5 protein-coding genes are annotated in these 6938 nt (G+C 71.0%); 3 read left to right on the top strand and 2 right to left on the bottom strand.

The genetic code is table 11. The annotated features are described in order from the left end of the window. Positions 1 to 166: 166 nt before the first annotated feature. Positions 167 to 619 (bottom strand): GNAT family N-acetyltransferase, encoded by a 453-nt coding sequence (locus ABZ497_RS36195; RefSeq protein WP_359812249.1) that lies wholly within the window; start codon positions 617 to 619, stop codon positions 167 to 169. A 177-nt stretch (positions 620 to 796) separates the two neighbouring features. Further along, positions 797 to 1588, bottom strand: coding sequence for a VOC family protein (locus ABZ497_RS36190; protein ID WP_329489903.1), 792 nt, complete (start codon positions 1586 to 1588; stop codon positions 797 to 799). Between the two features lie 154 nt (positions 1589 to 1742). On the opposite strand from ABZ497_RS36190, the gene ABZ497_RS36185 reads away from it, so the two are divergent. The 3 genes from ABZ497_RS36185 (at position 1743) to ABZ497_RS36175 (ending at position 6721) form a co-directional block, all read left to right on the top strand. Continuing rightward, on the top strand, positions 1743 to 3980 hold the full coding sequence (locus ABZ497_RS36185) for an ATP-dependent RecD-like DNA helicase (RefSeq protein WP_359812246.1): 2238 nt from the start codon (positions 1743 to 1745) through the stop codon (positions 3978 to 3980). 224 nt (positions 3981 to 4204) lie between these two features. Then, entirely contained in the window at positions 4205 to 5494 is a 1290-nt protein-coding gene (locus ABZ497_RS36180; protein ID WP_329489905.1) for a citrate synthase, read from the top strand. A 507-nt stretch (positions 5495 to 6001) separates the two neighbouring features. Beyond that, a complete protein-coding gene (locus ABZ497_RS36175) occupies positions 6002 to 6721 on the top strand; it encodes an SDR family oxidoreductase (RefSeq protein WP_329489906.1) in 720 nt (239 codons plus the stop codon). The last annotated feature ends 217 nt before the right edge of the window (positions 6722 to 6938 follow it).

Here is a 6938-nt window from a genome sequence, read left to right as displayed (position 1 = left end):
AGCCTCACAGCGCCGATGGTACTGCAGGGGGGACCCTGTGGGAGAGTAGGACGCCGCCGAACAATCATTCCAAAGAACCCCCCGGTCCGTAAGGACCGGGGGGTTCTTTGCGTTTCCAGGGCAGACCCGGAAACGTGGAATTGCAGTGCGGAACCGGGCCGGGGGACTACAGGGCGAGCTTGAACCCGAGGTGCGAGGGGACGAAGCCGAGGCGCTCGTAGAAGCGGTGGGCGTCGGTCCGGGTCGCGTCCGAGGTGAGCTGGACGAGGTCGGAGCCGAGCTCGCGGGAGCGGTCGATCGCCCACCGGATCAGGTCGGTGCCGAGGCCGGTGCCGCGCTCGTCCGCGTGGATCCGGACGGCCTCGATGATGGTGCGGGTGGAGCCCTTGCGGGAGAGCCCGGGCACCACCGTCAGCTGGAGCGTTCCGATGGTCCGGCCGGCCCGCTCGGCGACCACGAGGTGCTGGTGCGGGTCGGCGTCGATCCGGGCGAAGGCCGTCCGGTAGGGGGAGAGGTCGTCGGGGCTCTCGCGGGCGGCGCCCAGGGGATCGTCGGCGAGCATGGCCACTATCGCCGGCAGGTCGTCGGCGGTGGCGCGGCGGATCGTCAGGTCGTTCATGATCACAGCCTAGGCGAGCCCCTGGGGCGCGGAGGGGCTCGTCCGGGGCTCGGGTCCGTTCTCTGCCCGCCCCGCGCGCCCGCAGGGCCCGCCTGGGCCCGTCAGAGGCCGCCGAGGGGGCCGCCGAGGGGGCCGCTCGGGTGTGCCCGAGGGGTGGAGTGGCGAGGTGATCCGGCGTCACTCGCCGGGCAGCGCGCTGGTGATGACGGCGAAGACCGCCCCGTGCGGGTCGAGGAGCTGGGCCAGTCGGCCGACACCGTGCACGTCCATCGCGGGGATGCGGACGGTCGCGCCCAGCTGGCCGGCCAGGGCGAGGGCGGCGTCCACGTTGGCGACCTCGAAGTAGGGGAGCCAGTGCGAGCCGGTGCCCGCGGCCGTCTGCTCGGGGCCGAGCTGCATGATGCCGCCGTGGGCGTCATCGGTGCCGCCGCCGGCCGGGGTGAGGACGGTGTACGTCACCTCGCCGAGCGGGACGTCCTGCTCCTGCCAGCCGAAGACGCCGCGGTAGAACTCCTTGGCCGCGTCGGCGTCGACGCTGTAGCACTCGGCCCAGCAGAAGGTGCCCTGATCGGTGACGGTGTCCAGGCCGCGGGTGGCGTGCGGCTGCCAGACGGCGAACTCGGCGCCGGTGGGGTCGCGGTAGCCGGCCATCCGGCCGCTGTTGAAGACGTCGAACGGGGCGAACCGGACGGTGCCGCCGCCGGCTTCGACGAGCGCGGTGGTCCGGTCGGCGTCGGGGGTGTTGAAGTAGATCGTCCACCCGGGGCGGTCCGCGTTCTCGTTGAGCGGTCCGAGGGCGGCGACCGTGCGGCCGTCCTGCTGGAAGAAGCCGTAGCCGCCCCCTTCGGGCCCCGCCGTGGCGAAGGTCCAGCCGAACACGGTGTTGTAGAAGACCGCGGACGCGGCGATGTCCGGGCTGGCGAGGTCGAGCCAGTTCGGGGAGCCGGGGGTGAAGGCGGTGCTCAGCATGGTGGCGGTGCTCCTTGAACGGGCCCGTCGCGGCGGGGCACGGGCGGTGTCGGCGCCCCCCGCTGCCCTCCAGCCTGGCATCAGGACGCCCGGTGTCGCACCCGGGCGGTACGGTGCGTAGCGAAACTGCACCCGCACTGATAAGGGGGGCCCGGTGGCCAGGCAGGCGCAGGCGGACCAGCCGCCGCTGCCGCGCCAGCTCGCTCAGGTCGAGGGCGTGCTGGAGCGGATCACCTATGCCAACGAGGAGACGGGCTACACCGTCGCCCGGGTGGACACCGGGCGCGGTGCGAACGACCTGCTGACGGTGGTGGGCGCGTTGCTGGGGGCGCAGCCGGGGGAGTCGCTGCGGCTGCACGGGCGGTGGGGGTCGCACCCGCAGTACGGCAAGCAGTTCGTGGTGGAGAACTACACGACGGTGCTGCCCGCGACGATCCAGGGCATCCAGCGCTACCTCGGCTCGGGGCTCATCAAGGGGATCGGGCCGCGGTTCGCGGAGCGGATCGTGGAGCGGTTCGGGGTGGACACCCTGGAGGTGATCGAGAACGAGCCGGGCCGGTTGATCGAGGTGCCGGGGCTCGGGCCGAAGCGCACCAAGAAGATCGCGGCGGCCTGGGAGGAGCAGAAGTCCATCAAGGAGGTGATGGTCTTCCTGCAGGGGGTCGGCGTGTCGACGTCGCTCGCGGTGCGGATCTACAAGCAGTACGGGGACGGCTCGATCGGGGTGGTCAAGAACGAGCCGTACCGGCTGGCGTCGGACGTCTGGGGCATCGGCTTCCTGACGGCGGACCGGATCGCGCAGGCGGTGGGCATCCCGCACGACAGTCCGGAGCGGGTGAAGGCGGGCCTGCAGTACGCGCTGTCGCAGAGCAGCGACCAGGGGCACTGCTACCTGCCCGAGGAGCGGCTGATCGCGGACGGGGTGAAGCTGCTCCAGGTGGACGTCGGGCTGGTGATCGACTGCCTGGCGGAGCTGGTGGCCGCGGAGGGGGTGGTGCGCGAGGCGGTGCCGGGGGAGGCGGGGGAGCCGATCACCGCCGTGTACCTGGTGCCCTTCCACCGGGCCGAGATCTCGCTGGCCAACCAGCTGTTGCGGCTGCTGCGTTCGGAGTCGGACCGGATGCCGTGGTTCGCGGACGTGGACTGGCCGGCGGCGCTCGGCTGGCTGGCGAAGCGGACGGGGGCGGAGCTGGCTCCGGAGCAGGAGCAGTCGGTGCGGTTGGCCCTGACGGAGAAGGTGGCGGTGCTGACGGGCGGTCCGGGCTGCGGCAAGTCGTTCACGGTGAAGTCGATCGTGACGCTGGCGCTGGCGAAGCGGGCGAAGGTCGTCCTGGCGGCGCCGACCGGCCGGGCGGCGAAGCGGCTGGCGGAGCTGACCGGCGTGGAGGCCTCGACGGTGCACCGGCTGCTGGAGCTGAGGCCGGGCGGGGACGCGGCCTACGACCGGGACCGCCCGCTGGACGCCGACCTGGTGGTGGTCGACGAGGCCTCGATGCTGGACCTCATCCTGGCGAACAAGCTGGTCAAGGCGGTGGCGCCGGGGGCGCACCTGCTGTTCGTGGGGGACGTGGACCAGCTGCCGTCGGTGGGCGCCGGCGAGGTGCTGCGGGACCTGCTGGCCGACGGCGGCCCGATCCCCTCGGTGCGGCTGACCAGGATCTTCCGGCAGGCGGCGCAGTCGGGCGTGGTGACCAACGCGCACCGGATCAACGAGGGCCTGCCGCCGTTGACGGAGGGTCTGCCGGACTTCTTCCTGTTCGTGGAGGACGACGCCGAGCAGGCGGCCGGGCTGACGGTGGACGTGGTGGCGCGGCGGATCCCGCAGCGCTTCGGGTACGACGCGCGCCGGGACGTCCAGGTGCTGGCGCCGATGCACCGGGGGCCGGCGGGCGCGGGGAACCTGAACACGCTGCTGCAGGCGGCGGTGACGCCGGCCCGGGAGGGGCTGGCGGAGCGCCGGTTCGGCGGCCGGACGTTCCGGGTGGGGGACAAGGTCACCCAGGTCCGCAACAACTACGACAAGGGGCGCAACGGGGTCTTCAACGGCACGGTGGGAGTGGTGACCTCACTGAGCGTGGACGACCAGCGGTTGACGGTGGTCACCGACGAGGACGAGGAGGTGCCGTACGACTTCGACGAGCTGGACGAGTTGGCGCACGCGTACGCGGTGACGATCCACCGGTCGCAGGGGAGCGAGTACCCAGTGGTGGTGATTCCGGTCACCACGTCCGCCTGGACGATGCTCCAGCGGAACCTGCTCTACACCGCCGTGACCAGGGCGCGGAAACTCGTAGTGCTGGTGGGGTCACGGAAGGCGATCGGACAGGCCGTTCGCACCGTCAGCGCAGGTAGGAGGCACGCCGCGCTGGATCATCGGCTGGCGACTGGATGATTCTCCAACGGATGGTTGCCTCTATTGTTCTCTTGACGTGAAGAGATTTACGGCAGAGCCTGGAGTGGTGCCGATCTTGTCCGGTTCGTACCGGCTGCGGCGGCAGGTTTTGTAGGGGCGGTCCCTTTCGGGCCACCCCGGGTGCGCGGCTGTCCGCCAGATGGGGGATGGTAGAGACAGTCAGGGCACCTTGGAAGAGGATTCATTTCGTCGGTGAGGAAGACGTGAGCGACAACTCGGTAGTACTGCGGTACCAGGACGGCGAGTACGAGTACCCCGTCGTCGAGAGCACTGCGGGCAACGCCGGCTTCGACATCTCGAAGCTGCTCCCGCAGACCGGCCTGGTCACCCTGGACAACGGCTTCGGTAACACCGCCGCGTACAAGTCCGCGATCACCTTCGTGGACGGTGACAACGGCATCCTGCGGTACCGCGGCTACCCGATCGAGCAGCTCGCCGAGCAGGGCAGCTTCATCGAGACCGCGTACCTCCTGATCAACGGTGAGCTGCCGACCGCGGACCAGCTGTCGGAGTTCAACCGCGAGATCACCCAGCACACCCTGCTGCACGAGGACGTCAAGCGCTTCTACCAGGGCTTCCCGCGCGACGCCCACCCGATGGCGATGCTGTCCTCGGTCGTCGGCGCGCTGTCCACCTTCTACCAGGACAGCCACAACCCCTTCGACGCCGCCCAGCGTCACCTGTCGACGGTCCGCCTGCTGGCGAAGCTGCCGACGATCGCGGCCTACGCGTACAAGAAGTCGGTCGGCCAGCCGTTCGTCTACCCGCGCAACGACCTGAGCTACGTCGAGAACTTCCTGCGGATGACCTTCGCCGTCCCCGCCGAGGACTACGAGCTCAACCCGGTCGTCGTGAACGCGCTGGACAAGCTGCTGATCCTGCACGCGGACCACGAGCAGAACTGCTCGACCTCCACCGTCCGCCTGGTGGGTTCCAGCCACGCGAACCAGTTCGCCTCGATCTCGGCCGGCATCTCGGCGCTCTGGGGCCCGCTGCACGGCGGCGCGAACCAGGCCGTGCTGGAGATGCTGGAGAGCATCCAGAAGGACGGCGGCGACGTCGACGCGTTCATTCGCAAGGTGAAGAACCGCGAGGACGGCGTCAAGCTGATGGGCTTCGGCCACCGCGTGTACAAGGCGTTCGACCCGCGCGCCGCGCAGGTCAAGCTGCTGGCGCACGAGGTGCTCGGCCAGCTCGGCAAGTCCGACGAGCTGCTCGACATCGCGCTCAAGCTGGAGGAGCACGCGCTCCAGGACGACTTCTTCGTCTCGCGCAAGCTCTACCCGAACGTGGACTTCTACACCGGCCTGATCTACCGCGCCATGGGCTTCCCGACCAGCATGTTCACCGTGCTGTTCGCCCTCGGCCGGCTGCCGGGCTGGATCGCCCACTGGCACGAGATGATCAACGACCCGACCAGCCGGATCGGCCGTCCGCGCCAGATCTACACCGGCACCGCGATCCGCGACTACGTGGGCCTCGAAGCCCGCTGACGCAGGACCTGAAAGGGCCCGGCCGCTTCACGCGGCCGGGCCCTTGACCGTCCCGCACGAGGGTGGGAGAGGTACAGCGCACGACTCCGGGGCGGCCGCAGCCGGGGACGGCCGCTCAAAGCGTCCCAGACCCGCCACACCCCGGCGTCGTGCGCGAAGGCCGCCAACCGTCGGCGACCGTCCCGGGGCCCGCCGGAGCCCCGTCGGCGGCAGTGGTGGCCGTGCGGCGACGTGATGCCGTTCGCCACGTCTCCGCCCACCGAAAAACTGCCGCACTACCAACCTAAGACGTATCAGGGTGCGAGAAGTTACGCCCGGGGGGTGTGAGCTGCCTCTCGCCACGCTCCGTGTGCGGGTTGTGGCCCGCCCATATCACACCTCCCGGCGGCGGCTACGTCACCCTCCCCGCAGTCACGGCAACCGAGCGTGATAGGAATCGTGGCATTCCGGTACGGACCGCCCCGCACCCTCGCAGCGTGGCGGCGGAACTGGGGAGGGAGTGCGCAGATGGCCAGGAACGTCGTCGTCACCGGTGGTGGCACGGGTATCGGGTACGAAGTGGCGCGGCGGTTCGCCGAGGCGGGCGAACGGGTGGTGATCGTCGGCCGTCGGCGGGCGGTGCTCGAACGGGCCGCGGCCGACCTCGGACCGAACGTCACCCCACTGGTCCGTGACCTCGCCGACCCCGACGACGTCGAGGCGGCGCTGGGTGAACTGCCGGAGCGGATCGACGTGCTGGTGAACAACGCCGGCAGCCGGGAGACCGTGATCGGTGGCGGGCCGCACGCCCTGCTGGCCCGCTGGCGCGGCGACTTCGAGCGCAATGTGCTGACCGTGGTGCTGCTGACCGAGTCCATCCGCGACCGGCTCACCCCGGGCTCGGGCCGGGTGGTCACGGTCAGCTCGATCGCCGCCCTGAGCGGCGCCGGCTCGTACGGGGCCGCCAAGGCCTCGCTGCACGCCTGGAACCACTTCCTGGCCGCGCAGCTCGGCACCTCGGGGATCACGGCCAACATCGTCGCCCCGGGCACCGTGGCGGGCACCGAGTTCTTCGGCCCCCGGCTGGACGAGGCCGAGGTGTCCCGCCGGGCGGCCCGGACGCTGCTCGGCCGGATCGGCGAGGCGGGCGAGGTGGCCGCGGCGGTCTACTTCCTGGCCTCGGCGGAGGCCGGCTTCATCACCGGCGAGATCATGCACTGCAACGGCGGCGAGCTGCTCGGGCGCTGACCGCTCCGGGAGACGCCGAGGGCCCGCCACCGCACGCGCGGTGGCGGGCCCTCGGCGTTGCGGGGGCGCGGTCTCAGGGCCGGTCGGTGGGCTGGAACCGGCGCAGCCGGAGGCTGTTGGTGACCACGAAGACGGAGGAGAAGGCCATGGTGGCGCCGGCGATCATGGGGTTCAGGAGGCCGGTGGCGGCGAGGGGGAGGGCGGCGAGGTTGTAGCC

The sequence above is a fragment of the Kitasatospora sp. NPDC005751 genome, assembly GCF_040630835.1.
Lineage (GTDB): Bacteria > Actinomycetota > Actinomycetes > Streptomycetales > Streptomycetaceae > Kitasatospora.
The sequence above is the reverse complement of the archived record's forward strand: the minus strand, read 5'-3'. Positions and strand labels throughout refer to the sequence as shown.

Coding starts and splice junctions, on each gene's coding strand:
- ABZ497_RS36195 (WP_359812249.1), bottom strand. CDS start 619: ATGAACGACCTGACGATCCGCCGCGCCACCGCCGACGACCTGCCGGCG.
- ABZ497_RS36175 (WP_329489906.1), top strand. CDS start 6,002: ATGGCCAGGAACGTCGTCGTCACCGGTGGTGGCACGGGTATCGGGTAC.
- ABZ497_RS36190 (WP_329489903.1), bottom strand. CDS start 1,588: ATGCTGAGCACCGCCTTCACCCCCGGCTCCCCGAACTGGCTCGACCTC.